Raw genomic sequence first — 18,892 nt, 5'->3', positions numbered from 1 at the left:
CACGCATGCCAGAAAAAAGAAGATACGAAGACGACAGTATTCAGATTCTCAAGGGACTTGATCCGGTCCGCAAGCGGCCGGGAATGTATATTGGCTCCACGGATATCCATGGTCTCCATCATCTGATCTGGGAGATCGTCGATAACTCTGTTGACGAGGTGCTTAACGGCTACGGCAAGAAGATTACCATTACCCTGAACAAGGACGGCTCCTGCACGGTGGAAGATGAAGGCCGCGGCATGCCGATTGGAATGCATCCCTCCGGACGCAATACGCTGGAGGTTATTTTTACAGTTCTTCATGCCGGCGGAAAGTTCACATCCGAAGGCGGCTATAAAACAGCCGGCGGCCTCCATGGCGTCGGTGCCTCCGTTGTGAATGCTCTCAGCGAGTGGCTCGAAGTGGAAGTCTGCCATGATGGCAAGCGTGTACGCATGCGGTTTGAGCACGGCGACAGGAAGATCGGCAAGCTGCAGGATCTCGGTCCGACCAACCGCAGCGGTTCCAAGGTAACCTTCAAACCGGACCCCGAAATTTTCACAACAACCACGTTCAAGTACGATACCGTGTGCGAGCGGGCGCGGGAGGAAGCCTTCCTGCTGTCCGGCGTCTCGATGACTGTCATCGATGCCCGCGGGAAGGATATTCAGAAAGAGGAATTCTGCTATCAGGATGGTCCTACCGCTTTTCTGAACTATCTCAATGAGGATCGCAATGTCATTTCGCCGCCTGTAAAGTTCAGCGGCGAAAGCCAGGGCATCCAGGTCAATGTTGCCTTCCAGTATACGGACGATTATCAGGAAAATACCTATTCCTTTGCCAATCTTGTCCGTACGACGGACGGCGGCAGCCATGAACAGGGTTACAAGACCGCCTTTACCAAGGCCGTCAATGACTATGCCCGCAAATACGGACTGCTGAAGGAAAAGGATAAGAATCTTGAAGGAAGCGATGTCCGCGAAGGACTGACTTCGATCGTCTCCGTTTCCGTTCCGGAGGAGATCCTGCAGTTTGAAGGACAGACCAAGGGAAAGCTCGGAACACCACAGGCGGGACCTGCGGTTTCTGCCGTTGTCTCAGATAAGCTTGCCTTCTGGTTTGAAGAAAACCGCGAACTGTCCGACACGCTGGTCCGCAAGATGATGAAGGCTTCCCAGGCCAGGGAGGCTGCCCGTAAGGCGCGGGAAGAAATCCGCAAGGGCACCAAGGCCTCCAAGGCAGAGAAGCTGCTGTCCGGAAAGCTGGCGCCGGCCAATTCCCGCGATGCGCGGATCAAGGAACTGTTCCTGGTTGAGGGTGATTCTGCAGGCGGCTCTGCGAAGCAGGGAAGAGACTCTCATTTCCAGGCTATTCTGCCGCTGCGTGGAAAGGTATTGAATACGGAGAAGTGTTCCCTGAACGACATTGCCAAGAACCTTGAGCTCAATACGCTGACCCATGCGATCGGGGCAGGTCTGGGCAGTGATTTTGACTATACCGAAAGCAACTATTCGAAGATCATCATCATGACCGATGCCGATGATGATGGGTCGCATATTCAGATTCTTCTGCTCACGTTCTTCTACCGTTACATGCGGCCGCTGATTGAGCACGGCATGGTGTATATTGCACTGCCGCCGCTGTATCGGGTCGGACATGGCAAGCAGGTGGACTACTGCTACACGGATGATGAACTGGACGCCGAGAGGAAGAAGTACGGACGTCTGGAAGTGCAGCGTTACAAAGGCCTTGGTGAAATGAATGCGACGCAGCTCTGGGAGACGACCATGGATCCGGAACACCGGACGCTGATCCGTGTCGGCATTCAGGATGGTGTGCTGGCGGAGAAGCGTGTCTCGGTTCTCATGGGTGAGAAGGCGGAACCGCGCAAGAAATGGATCGAAGACAACATCTCCTTCACACTGGAAGATGATTTTAAGGTGGAGACGAAGTAATGGCGAAAAAGAATGAAGTGATCGATCATACCGTCTATCAGAACGAGCTTCTGGAAGACATCATGGGGGACCGGTTCAGCCGCTACGCCAAATACATCATTCAGGAGCGTGCGCTTCCGGATGCCCGCGACGGTCTCAAGCCGGTGCAGCGGCGCATTCTGTATGCGATGTATCACGATGGCAATACCTGGGACCATCCGTACCGCAAGTCGGCAAAGACGGTCGGTCTTGTCATCGGTAATTATCATCCCCATGGTGATACGTCGGTCTATGATGCGATGATCCGCATGTCGCAAAGCTGGAAGGTTCGGCTTCCTTTGATCGATGTCCACGGCAATAACGGTTCGATCGATGACGATCCGGCCGCTGCGATGCGTTATACCGAAGCACGTCTGGCCAAGGTGACCGAGGTCATGGAAAACGATCTCGACAAGGATACGGTTGAAATGGCTCCGAACTTCGACGATACGGAGCTGGAGCCGACGGTTCTTCCGGTTCCTTTCCCGGTCATGCTTGTCAACGGCGCCACCGGCATCGCGGCCGGCTATGCGACCAATATGCCTCCGCACAATCTGGGCGAAGTCGTTGATGCGACGATTTACCGTCTCAACAATCCGGAGTGTTCGCTCGATGAGCTGATGCAGATCATTCCGGGACCTGATTTTCCGACCGGCGGAATCGTGCAGGGAGCCGACGGCATCCGTGAAGCCTTTGCGACAGGACACGGCCGCATTGTCGTACGTGGACGGGCAGATATCGTCGAAGGGCGGACATGCAATCAGATCATCATCACCGAAGTTCCCTATGAAGTCATCAAGTCGGAACTGGTCAAGCGCATTGATGAGATCCGTCTCAACCGTTCCATCGACGGCATGCTCGATGTACGGGATGAGTCGGACCGCATGGGTCTGAAGGTTGTGGTCGATGTCCGCAAAGATGCGGATGCGCAGACGATTCTCAACTATCTGTACAAGAATACGGATCTGCAGATCTACTACAACTACAACAATGTGACAATCGTGGATCAGCGGCCGGTGCAGATCGGGCTGATCGGGCTTCTGGATGCGTTCATCAATTTCCGCAAGGAGGTTGTGCGGCGCCGTTCCCTGTTTGAAAAGAAACAGATGGAGGATCGGGGCCATATCATTGAAGGTCTGATGAAGGCAGTATCGATCCTGGATGAAGTTATCGCCCTGATCCGTGCCTCCAAGGACAAAGCGGACGCAAAGAAGGGCCTCATGGAGACCTTCGGCTTTGATGACAAACAGGCGGAAGCTATCGTCATGATGCGGCTGTACCGTCTGTCCAATACGGATATTGTGGCTTTGCGCAACGAGTTTGCCGAGCTGACCAACAAGATCGAAGAAGTGAACGACATCCTTGAAAACGAGAACGTGATGCGTTCTGTTATCGTCAAAGAGCTGCGGGCCGTGAAGAAGGAGTACGACGATCCGCGCCGTACACGGATTGAGGAAAATGTTTCGGCGATTGTCATCGATAAGGCGGCAACGATTGCCAATGAGCGGGTCATGGTCACGGTTTCCCGCGATGGCTATGTGAAGCGTGTCAGCATGAAGTCCTATCAGGCTTCCTTGCAGGCCGGTACGAAGCTGACGGGGCTCAAGGAAGGGGACGCACTGATCGGAACGATCGAGTGCGATACGCTGAATGTCCTTCTTCTGTTTACGACGAAGGGCAACTTTGCATATCTGCCGGTATGGCAGGTTGATGATGGCAAATGGCGCGATATCGGTACGCATCTGAATAAATATGTACGGATCGAAGGTACGGACAAGATCGTCAATGCGGTGCTGGTGCCTTCCTTCGATACCTATGCGTGGATCGTGACGGCATCGGAAAATGGACAGATCAAGCGGACGCCGGTCCGCGACTTCCAGCTGCAGCGCAATACCCGTGTGATGACGGCGATGAACCTGAACCCGGGTGCCGGCCTGCTGGCGGCGTTTGCTGTATACGCTGAAGATGAGGCGGTGCTGTTAACGCGGGATGGCTTCCTTACACGATATCCGATTACGCAGATTCCGGTGCAGGGCTTAAAGGCAAGGGGCGTGAAAGCCATCAATATTTCCAGAGGTGATCGTCTGGCGGCGGCATGTGTTCTTCACAAGGAGGATAATGCGCTGACTGTGATTACCGACGGTGCGGCGATGAAGCGTCTCAAGGTGGAAGAAACCGTCGAAAGCAACCGCCCGAGTAAAGGCTGTCTTGCGGCGAAGCGGCTGAAAACACATCCGTATGTGATGAGGGACATTCTCTCTGTCCATTCGGGGGAAACGGTCTCCTTCTTTGATCCTGAGGAACATGATCTTCCGGTTGTGGACATTCCTCTGAAGACGGCAGCGACGACATTCTCTGAGCCGATTACGCTCAACGCGGGATGGTATCGTCTGAAGGACATTGATGAGTGCCGCGTCGTTGACCGGCCGGCGGATGCGGATGATACGGAACACGACGAAGTGGAGACAATTTCGCTGTTTGACGGGGAGGAAGGCAATGGCTAAATGCATCGGCTGCGGCGCAGAGCTTCAGACAATGGATCCTAACGGTATCGGCTACACGCCCAAAGAGGGCAGCAGCTATTGCCAGCGATGTTTCCGGCTGATCCACTACGATGATCTTGGCATTTCGATGCGCAGGGGCATTGATCCGGAACGGGTATTGAACCGGCTGGAGAAGATGGACGGCCTCTTTGTGTGGGTTGTGGATCTCTTTGACTTCGAGGCCGGCATGATTGAAGGTCTTGCGCGGCGGTTTGGATCGAAACAGATCATCCTTGCCGGAACGAAGCGGGATCTTCTTCCGGATACGCTGAGTGACGGCAAGCTGCGTCAGTTTCTGCAGGAGCGCCTGAAGGAGCAGGGCATTTCCATCAAGGAAATGTATCTTCTTTCCCTGAACGGGGATGAGCAGCTGGATAATCTCAGGAACTGCCTGATCCAGGAACATGGCGATGTTGTGTTCTTCGGCCGTGCCAACAGCGGCAAGAGTACGCTGATCAACCGCCTGCTGAATACCGATGTACTGACCAGTTCGCGCTATCCCGGGACGACGATTGATTTTCATGAAATGGAAGTCAACGGGTATACATGGACGGATACACCGGGCATTGAAGTCGGACAGTCCATGGTCATGGACGTGGCAGAGAAGAATCTGAAGCAGCTTCTTCCTTCGCGCTCCATTCGTCCCCGGATCTTTCAGGTCTATGAGGAGCAGAGCTTTGCGATCGGGGGACTGGTGCGAATTGATCTGAGCAATGTGACCAACGGCAGCGCCGTATTCTACTGCAGCGAGAGGCTGAACGTGCACCGGGGAAATCTGGCGCAGGCGGATGCCTTATGGCAGAAGCACTATGGCGATCTTCTTTCGCCGATACCCAATGAGTTTCCCGGAACCATGCATGCGGTCCACAAGGAGGGCCGCAAGATGGATGCGGTGATTGACGGCCTGGGGTGGGTGTGTGTATCCGGAGATGTCGGTACGCTGCGTGTCTATGCGCCAAAACAGGTGAATGTTACATTCAGAAAGGCAATGATTTGATGTTGACGAAGAAACAGAAAAAATATCTGGCAGGGCAGGCGGTGAATCTGAAACCCCTGTTTCAGGTGGGCAAGGACGCGCTGAGCGACAACTTCATCGTGATGATTGACAATGCGCTGCGGGCAAGAGAGCTGATCAAGATCAAGGTGCTGAAGACGGCGCCGGAAGATGTGGAAGAGATCGCCTTTGATCTTGCCATGAATACGGAAAGCGAAGTGGTGCAGCGCATCGGCAGAACGATCGTTCTCTACCGCCGTAACCCGGATAAACAGGGTATCATTCTTCCATGAAGACAGTCACTCTCACGGGCAGATTCGATCCCATCACGCAAAGCGAGCTGGAGACGATCACCGGCTGGCGCAAGCGTGGATACCAGGTATTCGTAGCAGTTAGCGGTGAAGGAATTCTTTCTCCGGCATCGCGCATTCAGCTGCTGAAGGCTGCGATCGCCCCCTGGCGTCATGTGTCGATTGCAGAAAAAGATGCAGTTGGAAAGGATACCGTTGATATCACGGATCAGGCGATGGAAGAGAAAGTCCGCAGCGGCTGTTTCCGCTATGGGGCAGCGGGTACCAGGACACTGCTTCTTGAAAACGGGTGGTATCTCAATGAGGTCGTTTATGCCCAGTGCAGTCCGCACCGGGCAGCGCATTCCATCTCCGTTGCCCGGGTATGCAGAGATCTGGCCAGGGCAAACGGTGTTGATGAGCTGCTTGCCTGGCGCACCGGAATGCTGCATGATATAACAAAACGGATGAATGACGACGAGGGGAGAAAGATCCTTGCCGTCTATGAACCGGACAAGCTGACGCAGAATGTGAAGATCTGGCACAGCTACACGGCCGTGTACTGGCTGAAGAAGGAAATGGGGCTGTATGATCCACGGATTCTTTCCGCCATTCACTGTCATACGGTGGGACACGGGCGAACCAGGCTGGACTGGATCCTGTACGTTGCGGATAAGTGCGAGCCGACGCGGGGCTATGACAGCTCCAAGGAGCTTGGCCTGGCAAAGAAGAATCTGAAGGCGGCGGCGCAGCTGGTGTATGAAGAAGCGGAGTCTTACCGCGAGGGACGAGAGGGAAAAGAATAAATTCATGCAGGAATTATTGAATCTTGTTGAAAAGACGCTGGATGAGAAGCTGGCGGAAAACATTACGGTCATTGACATGAAGGGGGTCAGCCCTTTTACAGATCATTTCGTGATCTGTACGGCAATGAATCCGCGCCATGCCAATGCACTGGCCGAGGATCTGATGAAGGAAGCGGAGAAAAACGGCTTCCATGTGCGTCAAAGAGAAGGTGCGGAGGGCAGTTCGTGGATCCTGGTCGATCTTTATGACTGCATCGTTCACATCTTTACGGAACAGGCGCGTCAGCAGTACCGGCTGGAACAACTGTGGGGCGATCGTCCGATGGAAGTCTATGAAGGAAAGAAGAAAGATGAGGTGCAGCCGTGAATACACTCGCAATTGAGATGCTGGTGACGATTGTGCTGCCGCTGGTTGGCTTTGTTGTCGGTTACAGACAGATGCACCAGGCGGTATACAATGCCGAGACACCAACGAAAAAGAAGCAGCTGAATACGCTGTACTTCCTTGTGTTTGCTCATGTACTCTTCGGCATTGTGGAGGCCGGAGTGCTGCTGTATACGAAGCCTTCTGCGGTTCTGCCTGTGTACTCGGCGATTGTGGCCGGGGCCCTGGGACTGGTTGGATCCGTGATGTCAGGAAGCCAGTCGGCGAAGCAGCTGGAGCAGGGCTTTATGAATCATGAAGAACGCTATACAGCGTGCCGGAACAAGGCGGCGTTTATGGTTCTGCTGTCAGCGGCGGGAATGGCATTCCTGCTGGTGTCGGTGTTTGCGGTTCACTGAGTTACCAATATGGAAAAAGGGACTGTAACAGTTTGAGCATATTTAGAATCTGCTCAGGCTGCTACGGCCCCTTTTCTTGCATGGTGAATGATAGTGCTCGAGCATTCATTCTCCGGCAATATGAAAAAGCGGCTGACGGTATCAAATCAGCACGCATTAAAAACATCTTTGTTAGTTCCATGAAAATTTCTTACTGTCTTTCGCTTTAGTTCATCAGTGAATTCTGCTCTGGCTTCTTCACAGTCAGACGCCAGTGGTGATATTTGCGGAGATTGTATCCCATGATTACCAGAAGAAATTCCATTTTTACGTTTTTCATTCCTCTTCTATGGAATCGGGTAAATCTCATGTCTTCCTTAATCACTCCGAAGGCACCTTCCGCCTGCTCGCTGCGCTTGGTTTTCAGTTCGATTCCTTTCTCTGAATCCAGCTGTTTTCTGGCTTCCGCTTTCAGCTCTTCACCCACAACATTCACGCTGTTCTGACGATATCCACGCTTGTTGTACTTCGGTATACATTTGTCTCTCAGTGGACAGCCTTCGCAATGTTTTGGCTCTGAATAATTCTGCAGAATGGTCAGATTTCCTGCCCGTGAAATTGAACTTCTGTCTCCGTCATAATGATCGAACTTTCTTCCATTCGGACAGATCCGATAGCCATCTTTATCAACACCCCAGTTGAATGTATTAAATGGGTGATTCTTCCTGAACATTCTGTCGTGTTCCTTGCCGTACATCGGGAACTTCTGAACCAGATTTATTCCATGCCGGATGTTATACAGATAATTGTCATAACCTCCATATCCGGCATCAGCCGTCGGATCCCTGGGATAATAACCGTATAAGCTGTGGAATCGCTCCATAAATGGTTCCCAGGTGACCGTATCTCCAGGCGTCTGATAGATATCGCTGTTTACAATGAATCCCTCTGAAACGGCGATCTGGCAGTTATAGCAGGGGCGTGTTACACCGGAACGGTTGTAATAATCCCATTTGGTAGCCATGAAGGTCGCATCATGATCCGTCTTTGAGCAGCTGTTCCTGTCACCAATGATAGAAAGCCAGGTCTCATAGCCGCTGAGCCGTATTGCGTAGCCAAGCAGAAGATCATACCGCTTCTGAATGTCTGACTTGCGCTTTCCTTTTCCGTACTGAATTTGAATGTTTTCATGAACCATGACATCCATCAGATACTGAACGATGAACCATATTTCCAAAGCAGAGTATCTCACTTTGGTTTCGTAATAGTACCCATAAGCGAGATTCAGTGAGGTGACCGCTTTGGTAATATCGCGGAAGAGATCTGCACGTGCATTCAGAATTCGTTTCTTATAAACAAAGGAATTCTTGTACGCATTCGCCTCGATCTTCGTGCCATCTACGAACTGAGTGTTCGGATCAATTCCAGTCTCGTTGATAATATCCAGGTTGAGATCCTTCATGAGGCTGTCAATGGATTCAGTGAGCTGATTCATCACACGCGAAAAGGCCATTTTACTGGGCATTTCCTGATTAGAGAGATAGATGAACCGGATATCGGTCCGACAGTGCTGGACGATATCTTCCAGGGAATAAATGCGATTCATGTAGGCAAAGAGAATGACTTTAACGAGCATACCTCTGTCATGACTGCGGGAGTTATTCGAACGGATTGGTTTCACATAACGGCTGAAGTTCACTCCTTTCACCGCACCGAGAAACGAATAAAGGGTGTCATCCTGAGGCACTTTGATAAAGAGATTAAGAGGCAGGGCCAGCTGAACAGCGTTATAATAAGTGCGCTGATCGGGTCCTTCGAAAACAAGATCAGCATTTTTCATACCTTAATTATACATGCAAGCATGTATTTAATCAACATGGATTTCAACTTTCTTGAACTTCTTTAACATCAGACCGCCGAAAAAGGAGCCATAACAGTCATTCAACTGTTACAGCCCCTTTTCATTAACGTTTTATTGAGCTGCGGAAGTAGGAGCTGGGGCATTGTAGAGCTTATTGAGCTCGAGCCAGCTGATCAGCGTCTGACTGCTGATCGGGTTATCGTCCGTCCATTCCAGCGTGTTTTCAATCTTGATCTCGCCATTGTCGTTCTTCACGGCAACAAAGGCAGGGAAGGAAGAAACCGTCCAGTCGGTATAGAGGCGGTTGTAATCCATGTTTTCCACAAGATCCGTAATATCAACATATTCAATCAGCGAAGACAGGGTCAGACCGGTTTCCCGTTCCGTATCCCGTATGACCGTATCTTCCACGAATGCACAGTTGTTATCTTCACTGGTGCAGAAGAAGTAGTAATGTGTCGCGGAAGCGCCGCTGTTGAGCGTATAGTCGCGCAGCGTGTCATAGTAAAGCGTGCTGCCGTTATTCTGGGCGAAGGCGCTGGTTTCCGCCAGCTCCGGCTTGTTGCCGAGATATACAACAACGGCGCCGGAATAAATGGCCAGTAAGGCCAGAAGAGTAAGCATAATCCGCTTGAACATAAAATCACCTGCCTAGTATTCTATCATTCCCTGTTTTCGGTTGGAATGGATTTCATACAGGTCAAGCGGATCGCGCAGCGGCCTTATTGGATATATTCTGTTTTGAACGCTCCGATCAGCTTTTTTTCCACGGCTTCGGCTTTTTCCTTGTCCTCATCCAGGATCGATGCATAGATCTTCAGCTTCGGCTCGGTTCCGGAAGGACGGATCACAAGGGATCCACCATTGAAGGAGAATTTCATGACATTTGATTTCGGAAGTCCATCAATGCCATTGCTGTAATCTTTCCGCTCCAGAATATTCATGCCTGCAATCTCCTGAACCGGGCCGCGCAGACGGTCCATGATGCCGTCCATTTCCTGCATGCCTTTTTCGCCCGGAAAGGAGAATGAATGCAGCGTATTCAGCATATAGCCATAGGTGCCGTAAATCTCGTTCAACCGCTGAACCAGCGTTTTGCCATGTGCTTTCCAGTAGGCGGCGGTTTCCGTAATCAGCATGACGCCATCGACGCCATCCTTATCCCGAACATAGGTGCCGTTCAGATAGCCGCAGCTTTCTTCAAAGCCGAACACATACGAAGCAGCCTTTCCGCTGTTTTCCAGCAGTCCGATCTGTTCGCCAATGTACTTGAATCCTGTCAGGACATTGATTGTCCGCACGCCGAAGCTTTGCGCAATCTTTTCGGCCAGATCCGATGTGACGATCGTTTTGATCAATACCGGATCCGCAGGCATCGTATGGTGTCTGGATTTCTGCTGACAGATATAGTCCAGCAGCAGAAGACCGACCTCATTGCCGCTGAGTCTCAGCAACGCCCCGCCATCCCGTGCCATGACACCGACACGGTCACAATCCGGATCCGTCGCAATCAAAAGATCTGCGTGCTTCTTTTCAGCAAGCTGTTTTCCCAGTGTCAGCGCCTCATCAAGTTCCGGGTTGGGATAGGGACAGGTCGGAAAATCTTCATCCGGCATTTCCTGTTCAGGCACGACACTTACATTGTGGAATCCCTGTTTTTCCAGAATCTTCAGAACAGGTACTCTGCCCGTTCCGTTCAGGGGCGTATAAACAATGGAAAGGCTGCGGTCCGCATCGTCGCCAAACAGCTGCGACTGCTGACTGACGGTATCAAGGAAGCAGGAAAGAACAGCTTCATCAATGAGCTGGATCTTTCCGGAAGAAAGATCTTCCTCATAGGAGGAAGAGAGAATATCTTCAAACGGATCCAGCTGCTCAATTTCCTTCAGGATTCTTGAAGCGGCTTCCGTGGTAATCTGACAGCCGTCCGCTCCGTATACCTTGTATCCGTTATATTCGGCAGGGTTGTGGGATGCGGTGATCATGATGCCGGCAGAAGTATGAAAATACCGCACGGCATACGAAAGGCAGGGAGTGGGCATCAGCTGCGGATAGAGATATACCCGGATGCCGTTGGCACACAGTACTTCTGCAGCCGTTTGTGCAAACAGCTTCGACTTCCTGCGGGAATCATAGCTGATGGCGACGGATGGAGATGCCGCTGTTTTCTTGAGGCCATTGGCCAGTCCCTGGGTCGCTTTTGCTACGGTGTAGACATTCATGCGGTTGGTGCCGGCACCGATGATTCCTCTCAGTCCGCCGGTTCCGAATTTCAGATCCTGATAAAAGGCATCTTCGATGGCGTCCTCGTAATTCTCAATGGCAGAGAGTTCTTTCTGCAGATCGGGGTCCCTGTCTGCTTTTTTCAGCCATAACCGGTAAAGTTCATCAATTTTATGATTCATTTTTTTCCTCCTCAGCATTCGATGGAAAGAAACTTTGCGCTGCCGTGCAGGTGTGCCGGCTTTGATCCGGCCGGAATGAAAATACAGTCACCCTTGAAGAAGAAAAGATCTTCGTCGGTGCGCATTACGCCGCATCCGTCGATGCACAGCAGAATACGGAAGGTATAGTTTGTTGTCTGGATGGGAACCATCGAGCGAACGACCGCTGTATTCAATAGAACACGGTCCACCTGAAAATACGGACACCGGCACAGACGTTCGGTCGCAAAACCGCGCTGATAATGAAGAACATGCATCGGCTGCTGAGGCGGCTGCAGCGCGGAAAGATCCGCCACGTCCAGAGCCCCCGAAATGTTCAGCGGCCGCTCTTTTCCGTTTTTATCCAGCCGGTGGTAATCGAACAGGCGGTAGGTAAGATCGGAGCTTTCCTGAATTTCCGCCGCCAGAACGCCATGGTTGATGGCATGGATCGTGCCGGCTTTGATCAGAAATACATCGCCCTTCTTTACAGGGACGTAGTTCAGATACTTTGTAAAATCTCCGCGGAGCAGCTCTTCTTCCGCTTCTTTCCGGCTCAAGGGATACTTGAGGCCGTAAACAATCGTCGCTCCCGGCTCCGCGTCAAGGATGTACCACAGTTCCGTCTTTCCGGACTGTCCGTTTTCATGCGATCGCGCGTAGGCATCATCCGGATGTACCTGAATGGAAAGATCCTGATCGGCGTCAATGAATTTCACCAGAACGGGCAGATCGCTGCGGCTGATCGCATTGGTTCCCATGAATTCCGGATGTGACTCAAGTACGGACCGCAGGGTGCGGTTTTTGAAGGGGCCGCTGGCAATGATGCTTTCACCGGCCGGATGAACGGAACATTCCCAGGTTTCCGCAAGAGGGGAGAGATCGATTTTCTTTCCGAATTCCGTATTGAGACGGTTTCCGCCCCACAGATAATCCTTTGCGGCAGGCTTCAGAAGAAAGGGATCATTCATCGAGCGAGTATTTGTGCTTGTCATGAACACTGATTTCTTCTCCCAGCTGAACTTCGATCACCTTCAGCTCACTGAGGGCAATGATCGTATGGCGGCAGCCGGCTTCGATCGTAATGACATCCCCCGGTTTTACGGGCTGTTTCATGCCGTCAACGACTGTCTCACCGTTGCCCGAGAGCACCGCCCATATTTCATTGCGATGATCGTGGCTGTGATAGTTCATCCGGCTGCCGGGCTTCAGGGTTACCAGAATCGTCATGCTTGCCTTCTGAACATCCAGTACCTCATAGCTGCCCCACGATTTTTCGGCAAACCGGGCCGGCTGTTCCAGTTTGTCAACATAGGGCTTCATATAGCTGGAGCGGTCCTTGTCCGCCACCAGAATTCCATCGGGGCTTGCCGCAACAACAACATTCTTCAATCCCATGCACAGAATCGGCAGGTTCAGCTCATTGACGACGGTTGTATCTTCACAGGTCTCATCGAGCTCGCCCTGGCCGATCACCGGATCCGTCATCACTTTGCTTAAGGTATTCCATGTGCCGGCATCGAGCCACTGGCCCTGAAAACGGAGAACTTCGATATGCGGTTCCTTTTCGACAAAGGCATAGTCAAAGGAAATCTTCTGCACAGCATCGTAATGATCATAGAGATCCTGATAGCCCGAGAAGGACAGCAGTTCCTCCGCCTTCTGCAGGACATGTCCGATTTTGAAACCGAAGACGCCGCCGTTCCACAGAGCCCCCTGCGCAATATAGCCGGCAGCGGTCTCAGCGTCCGGCTTCTCCTTGAAGCACTCGACCAGTGAAACCGGATCCTTTGTCTTCGGGATGATATATCCGTATTTTTCGCTTGGATAAGTCGGTTCAATTCCCATCAGAACAAGACCCTGCTCCGATTCCTTTGCCCGCTGATAAATCTTCTGCAGCATCTCAAAATAGTCGTTGTTCACATAGGGATCAACGGGGCAGACGACAACCGCCTCATCCAGCGGCATCTTCCTGATTTCATGAAGATAGGAACAGGCCAGCGCAATGGCCGCAAAGGTGTCGCGGCGGGAAGGCTCGATGCATACGTCTACGTGTTCGCCAAGCTGATTGTGCAGCGCTGATACCTGGGAACGGCTTGTGGTGATGAGAATCTGCGCCTGCGGTTCCACTTCGTGGACCTGGCGGAAGATTCTCTGAACCATGGATTCGTAGGTTCCGCCCGGACGCTTGAATATTTTCAGAAACTGTTTGGAGCGTACATCGTTGGAAAGGGGCCAGAGACGCTTGCCGGACCCTCCGGAAAGTAAAATAAGATTCATGTCTTACCTCTCGGCCCGCACCGGGTTGTTCAGAAAGTCCTGATAGGTCAGGCGGATGCCTTCGTCAAGACTTGTCTTCGGCTGCCAGCCCATGGCTTTGGACTTACTGATATCGAGAAGCTTCCGCGGCGTTCCATTTGGTTTGGACGGGTCCCAGCGGATTTCACCCGTATAGCCTACGATCTTTGCGACCTTTTCCGTAAGCTCGCGGATGGTCAGTTCCTTGCCTGTGCCGGCATTGACGGTTTCGTTGCCGCTGTAGTTGTTCATCAGAAAGACACAGAAATTCGCAAGATCATCCACGTAAAGAAATTCACGCAGCGGCGAACCGTCACCCCAGCAGGTTACGTAGGGAAGATTCTGTTCCTTTGCCTCATGGAAGCGGCGGATCAGAGCCGGAAGTACATGGCTGTGCGTCGGATGATAATTGTCATTGGGACCGTAGAGATTTGTCGGCATGACGGAAATATAATCCGTACCGTACTGACGGTTCAGATATTCACAGTATTTGAGACCCGAAATCTTGGCGAGCGCATAGGCTTCATTGGTTTTTTCAAGCTCGGAGGTGAGAAGGCAGCTTTCCTTCATCGGCTGGGGAGCCATGCGGGGATAAATGCACGAGCTTCCGAGAAACTCCAGCTTCCTGACGCCGTTCTGCCAGGCGCTGTGGATCACATTCATTTCCAGGATCATGTTTTCATACATGAAATCGGCCAGAGCCTCCTGGTTGGCGACAATGCCCCCAACCTTGGCTGCCGCAAGGAACACATACTCCGGCTTTTCGCTGGCAAAGAACTGTTCCACGGCATCCTGACGGGTCAGATCCAGCTCCTTGTGTGTACGTGTGACGATATTTGTATAGCCCTGTTTCTGCAGCTCTCTGACAATGGCGGAGCCGACCATGCCGTGATGACCGGCAACATAGATCTTTGCGTCCTTCGCCATTGGCGGCTGTTTGCTTCTGTATTCTTCCGGAATCATATTCTACCTTCTTTCTTAATCAACTGCGGAATCTTTCAATGCCTTTTCCAGCTTTGCCTGTCGGCGGTCATGTTCCGCCATGATGCGGACAAGCTCTTCATACGGTGTTTCCTGAGGATTCCATCCAAGCCTGTTCTTTGCCTTGGTCGGATCTCCGAGCAGGTTGACGACATCGGTCGGACGATACCATTTTTCATTCGTGCAGACGAGCATCTTTCCGGTCTTTGCATCATAGGCTTTCTTGTCTTTTCCTTCGCCTTCCCAGCGCAGTTCGATGCCGTTGGCACGGAACGCTTTGTCGGTGAAGTCCTGAACCGTATGCTGCTCACCGGAAGCGATCACATAGTCATCCGGTTGATCCTGCTGAAGGATGAGCCACTGGCATTTGACATAGTCTTTGGCATAGCCCCAGTCGCGTCTGGAATCCATGTTGCCAAGCTCCAGATGGTCCTGAAGCCCCTCGGCAATCCGGCCGGCCGCCAGGGTGATCTTTCTGGTCACAAAGTTTTCGCCGCGACGTTCGGATTCGTGGTTAAAGAGGATGCCGTTGCAGGCAAACATGCCGTATGCCTCCCGATACTCCTTCACGATCCAGTAGCCGTACAGCTTTGCAACTGCATAGGGACTGTAGGGATGGAACGGGGTGGTTTCCTTCTGGGGAACTTCTTCAACCTTTCCGAACAGTTCGGAAGTCGATGCCTGATAGAAGCGCGTTGTCTTTGTCAGGCCGCAGATGCGGATCGCTTCCAACAGACGCAGAACGCCAAGCGCATCAACATTTCCGGTATATTCGGAGGAGTCGAAGGAGACGTGGACATCGGACTGGGCGGCGAGATTGTAGATTTCATCGGGCCGGACTTCGTTGATGATCCGGATTAATCCGGACCCGTCGGTCAGATCGCCGTCATGAAGAATGATCCGGTGCTGCCGGATCAGAGAATCGATGCGGCCGGTGTTGGAAATGGAAGAGCGGCGGACGATGCCATGGACTTCATAGCCTTTTTCGAGAAGAAACTCGGCGAGATAGGAACCATCTTGACCGGTGATGCCGGTGATGACTGCTTTTTTCATGTTTGTATCTCCTTATTGTCAGTATCAATGATACTTTTCCGCAAAAAAAAAGAAAAATCACTATCCTGTCGATTAATAGCACAATTCTGCTGTTTGCGTTACACCGCAAACGGCGGATTTGCGGACGCGGAGCGTCGGCACTTTTGGAACCGCCTCGACGGAGACCGCGACGGTACCAAAACGGCGTAGCTGAAAAGTAAATATGTAATCTATGATGAAGCTGTACGAAAGAGCAATCGTGNCGCAAACGGCGGATTTGCGGACGCGGAGCGTCGGCACTTTTGGAACCGCCTCGACGGAGACCGCGACGGTACCAAAACGGCGTAGCTGAAAAGTAAATATGTAATCTATGATGAAGCTGTACGAAAGAGCAATCGTGCAGCTTTTTCGTCATAGAAAGGATGGCAACCTATGTCGAAGGTACCAGAAAAGGAATCAAAGATTCTGAAAGCCTCACGGTACATTGAGAAAGGGCAACTGTCGCAGGGGAAAATCGCTGCGGCCCTCCACATCTCAAAAAACCACGTATCCATCATCGCGAGAAAAATGGCTGAGAACGGCTGGACATCACAGGATGTTGAATCCATGAGCGAGGAACAGAGAAAGGAGGTGTTCAAACGGAAAGACCTTCCGGAGCCTGCAGTAAAAAAAGAAATCTTATATGCAGAGCCTGACTATGAGTATCTTTGCCGGGAATTATTAAAACCTGGTGTTAACAAGGCGACACTTCACGAAGAGTATGTTGAAGATTGCAGGCGCGCAGGTCTGGTGCCTCTTCAGCTGACGCAGTTTAAGGTCCATATGAATGAGCATCTGCAGACAAAATCATTTTCAGAGATCATCCATCACAGACCTGGGGAAGAAACGGAGGTGGACTGGACCGGTGATCCGGCGCATTGGCATGATCCGGATACTGGAGAAGTGGTAACTGGATGGCTGTTTGTGGGAGTGCTCCCATTCAGCGGATACGGTTATGCGGAAGTGTTCCCGGACATGAAACTTCCTAACTGGATCATGGCGCATGTACACATGTATGAATACTTTGGCGGCACGACCAGAGTGCTTATCTGTGACAATCTTAAAACCGGCGTTATTAAGCATCCGGTTACCGGCGATGTGATTCTCCAGACAGACTATGAAGCGTTTGCCAACTACTATGGAATGGTAGTTGAGCCGGCGCGTGTTAAGAAACCGAATGATAAAGGCACGGTTGAAAATCTTGTTGGTAATCTAGAGAGTTACATTCTTGCAAAGCTTCGGAATTTCCAGTGCTTCTCCATTGGGGAATACAATGCGGAAGTTCGAAAATATCTGGATAAATTCAATGCGAAGCCATTCCAGAAAAAAGAAGGGAGCAGGCTGAGCTCATATCTCGATTATGAACGTACAGAGATGATTCCACTTCCTTCTGTTCCGTATGAGTACTATCAAAAGAAACTTGCCAAGGTCCAAAGCAACTGCTGTATCAGTTATGCGAAGAATTTCTATTCCGTACCCTATCGGTATATTGGCAGTACTGTGATACTGCGAATCTATCACAATCATATTGATATCTATTCCGGGGACGAAAAACTCTGCAGCCACGGCTTAATCGTTGGTCGTACGGGCTTATACGTGACAGACAACAGTCATTTTCCTCCTCATAGTTCTAACTATGGTGATTGGAACAGCAGCCGCTTCCACAGATGGGCAGAAGACTATGGCCCGTATACATATGAGGTGATCGACAAATTGTTTCGATACGGAGGCGCTGAGCAGAAATACTACAACAGCGCCCGATCCATATTAAAACTGGCAGATCTGTATTCTCCGGCAAGAGTTGAGCAGGCGTGCCAGCTAGCACTGAAACACTTCAAGCGTCCAGTCTATAGGAATATTAAAGCGATTCTTTATGCCGGACAAGACTTGAAAGAGGCGCAGATACAGGACCAGAATTCTGACACAGGCAAACAGCGCGAAGAGAAATCGCATGTCCGCGGAGCAGCTTATTATGCCAAGAAATAAGAAAAGCTATACCAGCCTGACGGCAGTTATAGAGAAACTGGAACGGATGAATCTCGACGCCATGGCGGAGCAGCTGAAAGAAATGGATAAAAGCGGCGAGCTCACCAGTAAAAGCCCCCTTGAAGTCCTGGATCAGCTCATATCATTTCAAAGTGTTGAGAATCAGAACAATACAACGGAAAGATATAAAAAGAAGGCAAAGCTTTACTCTCCCCTGGCGGATTTGCAGGATCTGCTGTATATTCCTTCCCGACATATTAATGCGGCGCTGGTGGATCAGCTGGCAACCAATCAATATATTGATAACAGCAGGAACGTAATGATCACTTCAGCAACGGGATGCGGAAAAACATTCCTTGCGTGCGCACTTGGCAATAATGCATGTGAACACCAATATACGGTTCGTTATTTTACAATGGCCGAACTGCTGGAGGGATTTCGAATCGCGGAGGCCAGAGGAAAGTATGTCAAGTTCCTGAGACAACTGGCAAATACATATCTGATTATCATTGATGACTTTCTGTTAACCAGCGTAACAGATCGTGATGTTGAATATCTTTATCGCCTTGTCGACAGCAAGCCTCTTAGAAATCATCCGAGATCGTTTATTATCTGTTCTCAGCTGATGAAGGATGAAATGTATACAAGACTAGGAGTGAGATCCACAAGCCTGGCAGACGCAATCATCAACAGACTGGTTTCCAAGGCATATGACCTGGAAATACAAGGGGATTCTATGCGGGAGATGGACATTACTGCTGAACTCGAACGCATCAGGGCAGCGCAGACAATAAAATAGTCGGAAAGAAGCTCAGCCTCTAATGATGGCTGAGTTTTCTATTTTTTTAGTACCAAACTGCCGTCGCTGCGGTACCAATTTACCGCCGGCACGGTTCCATTGATTGCCGTCGACGTCTCCCCAAAA

General features: G+C 51.1%; 16 protein-coding genes. 9 read left to right on the top strand and 7 right to left on the bottom strand.

Annotated elements, in window-relative coordinates; all coding sequences use genetic code 11:
- Positions 1–5: 5 nt before the first annotated feature.
- The 7 genes from parE to C1714_RS11520 are packed head-to-tail and all read left to right on the top strand — an operon-like array spanning position 6 to position 7,368.
- The gene (gene parE / locus C1714_RS11550; protein ID WP_102343396.1) at positions 6–1,934 is read left to right on the top strand and encodes a DNA topoisomerase IV subunit B; all 1,929 of its coding nucleotides are present in this window, start codon (positions 6–8) and stop codon (positions 1,932–1,934) included.
- Positions 1,934–4,456 (top strand): DNA topoisomerase IV subunit A, encoded by a 2,523-nt coding sequence (parC, locus tag C1714_RS11545; RefSeq protein WP_102343395.1) that lies wholly within the window; start codon positions 1,934–1,936, stop codon positions 4,454–4,456. Before parE ends, parC begins: the two co-directional genes overlap by 1 nt.
- The gene (locus tag C1714_RS11540) at positions 4,449–5,492 is read left to right on the top strand and encodes a GTPase (protein WP_102343394.1); all 1,044 of its coding nucleotides are present in this window, start codon (positions 4,449–4,451) and stop codon (positions 5,490–5,492) included. The genes parC and C1714_RS11540 overlap by 8 nt, the downstream gene beginning before the upstream one ends.
- Complete coding sequence (gene yhbY, locus C1714_RS11535) at positions 5,492–5,782, top strand: ribosome assembly RNA-binding protein YhbY (RefSeq protein WP_102343393.1); 291 nt, start codon at positions 5,492–5,494, stop codon at positions 5,780–5,782. The genes C1714_RS11540 and yhbY overlap by 1 nt, the downstream gene beginning before the upstream one ends.
- Positions 5,779–6,585, top strand: coding sequence for a bis(5'-nucleosyl)-tetraphosphatase (symmetrical) YqeK (yqeK, locus tag C1714_RS11530; RefSeq protein WP_102343392.1), 807 nt, complete (start codon positions 5,779–5,781; stop codon positions 6,583–6,585). The genes yhbY and yqeK overlap by 4 nt, the downstream gene beginning before the upstream one ends.
- Positions 6,586–6,589: 4 nt before the next feature.
- Positions 6,590–6,952 (top strand): ribosome silencing factor, encoded by a 363-nt coding sequence (gene rsfS / locus C1714_RS11525; protein WP_102343391.1) that lies wholly within the window; start codon positions 6,590–6,592, stop codon positions 6,950–6,952.
- On the top strand, positions 6,949–7,368 hold the full coding sequence (locus tag C1714_RS11520) for a hypothetical protein (protein WP_102343390.1): 420 nt from the start codon (positions 6,949–6,951) through the stop codon (positions 7,366–7,368). Before rsfS ends, C1714_RS11520 begins: the two co-directional genes overlap by 4 nt.
- 205 nt (positions 7,369–7,573) lie before the next feature.
- Here the strand turns inward: C1714_RS11520 and C1714_RS11515 are convergent, their stop codons facing one another.
- From C1714_RS11515 to gmd, 7 genes are all read right to left on the bottom strand, one after another.
- Complete coding sequence (locus C1714_RS11515; RefSeq protein ID WP_102341520.1) at positions 7,574–9,187, bottom strand: transposase; 1,614 nt, start codon at positions 9,185–9,187, stop codon at positions 7,574–7,576.
- 132 nt (positions 9,188–9,319) lie between these two features.
- Positions 9,320–9,847 (bottom strand): hypothetical protein, encoded by a 528-nt coding sequence (locus C1714_RS11510; RefSeq protein WP_102343389.1) that lies wholly within the window; start codon positions 9,845–9,847, stop codon positions 9,320–9,322.
- Positions 9,848–9,930: 83 nt separating this feature from the next.
- The gene (locus C1714_RS11505) at positions 9,931–11,613 is read right to left on the bottom strand and encodes a phospho-sugar mutase (protein ID WP_102343388.1); all 1,683 of its coding nucleotides are present in this window, start codon (positions 11,611–11,613) and stop codon (positions 9,931–9,933) included.
- 11 nt (positions 11,614–11,624) lie between these two features.
- The gene (locus tag C1714_RS11500; RefSeq protein ID WP_210115337.1) at positions 11,625–12,602 is read right to left on the bottom strand and encodes a type I phosphomannose isomerase catalytic subunit; all 978 of its coding nucleotides are present in this window, start codon (positions 12,600–12,602) and stop codon (positions 11,625–11,627) included.
- The gene (locus C1714_RS11495) at positions 12,595–13,911 is read right to left on the bottom strand and encodes a sugar phosphate nucleotidyltransferase (RefSeq protein WP_102343386.1); all 1,317 of its coding nucleotides are present in this window, start codon (positions 13,909–13,911) and stop codon (positions 12,595–12,597) included. The genes C1714_RS11500 and C1714_RS11495 overlap by 8 nt, the downstream gene beginning before the upstream one ends.
- A gap of 3 nt (positions 13,912–13,914) precedes the next feature.
- Positions 13,915–14,892 carry a GDP-L-fucose synthase family protein gene (locus C1714_RS11490; RefSeq protein WP_280952022.1) on the bottom strand — a complete coding sequence of 326 codons (978 nt, stop codon included), beginning with the start codon at positions 14,890–14,892 and terminating at the stop codon, positions 13,915–13,917.
- A 15-nt stretch (positions 14,893–14,907) separates the two neighbouring features.
- A complete protein-coding gene (gene gmd, locus C1714_RS11485; RefSeq protein ID WP_102343385.1) occupies positions 14,908–15,963 on the bottom strand; it encodes a GDP-mannose 4,6-dehydratase in 1,056 nt (351 codons plus the stop codon).
- Between the two features lie 411 nt (positions 15,964–16,374).
- On the opposite strand from gmd, the gene istA reads away from it, so the two are divergent.
- Both istA and C1714_RS11475 read left to right on the top strand, forming a co-directional pair.
- On the top strand, positions 16,375–17,967 hold the full coding sequence (gene istA / locus C1714_RS11480) for an IS21 family transposase (protein ID WP_102342730.1): 1,593 nt from the start codon (positions 16,375–16,377) through the stop codon (positions 17,965–17,967).
- Positions 17,954–18,766 (top strand): ATP-binding protein, encoded by an 813-nt coding sequence (locus C1714_RS11475; RefSeq protein ID WP_167849987.1) that lies wholly within the window; start codon positions 17,954–17,956, stop codon positions 18,764–18,766. The genes istA and C1714_RS11475 overlap by 14 nt, the downstream gene beginning before the upstream one ends.
- The last annotated feature ends 126 nt before the right edge of the window (positions 18,767–18,892 follow it).

The sequence above is a fragment of the Galactobacillus timonensis genome, assembly GCF_900240265.1.
Lineage (GTDB): Bacteria > Bacillota_I > Bacilli_A > Erysipelotrichales > Erysipelotrichaceae > Bulleidia > Bulleidia timonensis.
Note: the sequence above shows the minus strand (reverse complement) of the source record. Positions and strands in the feature narration are given on the sequence as shown.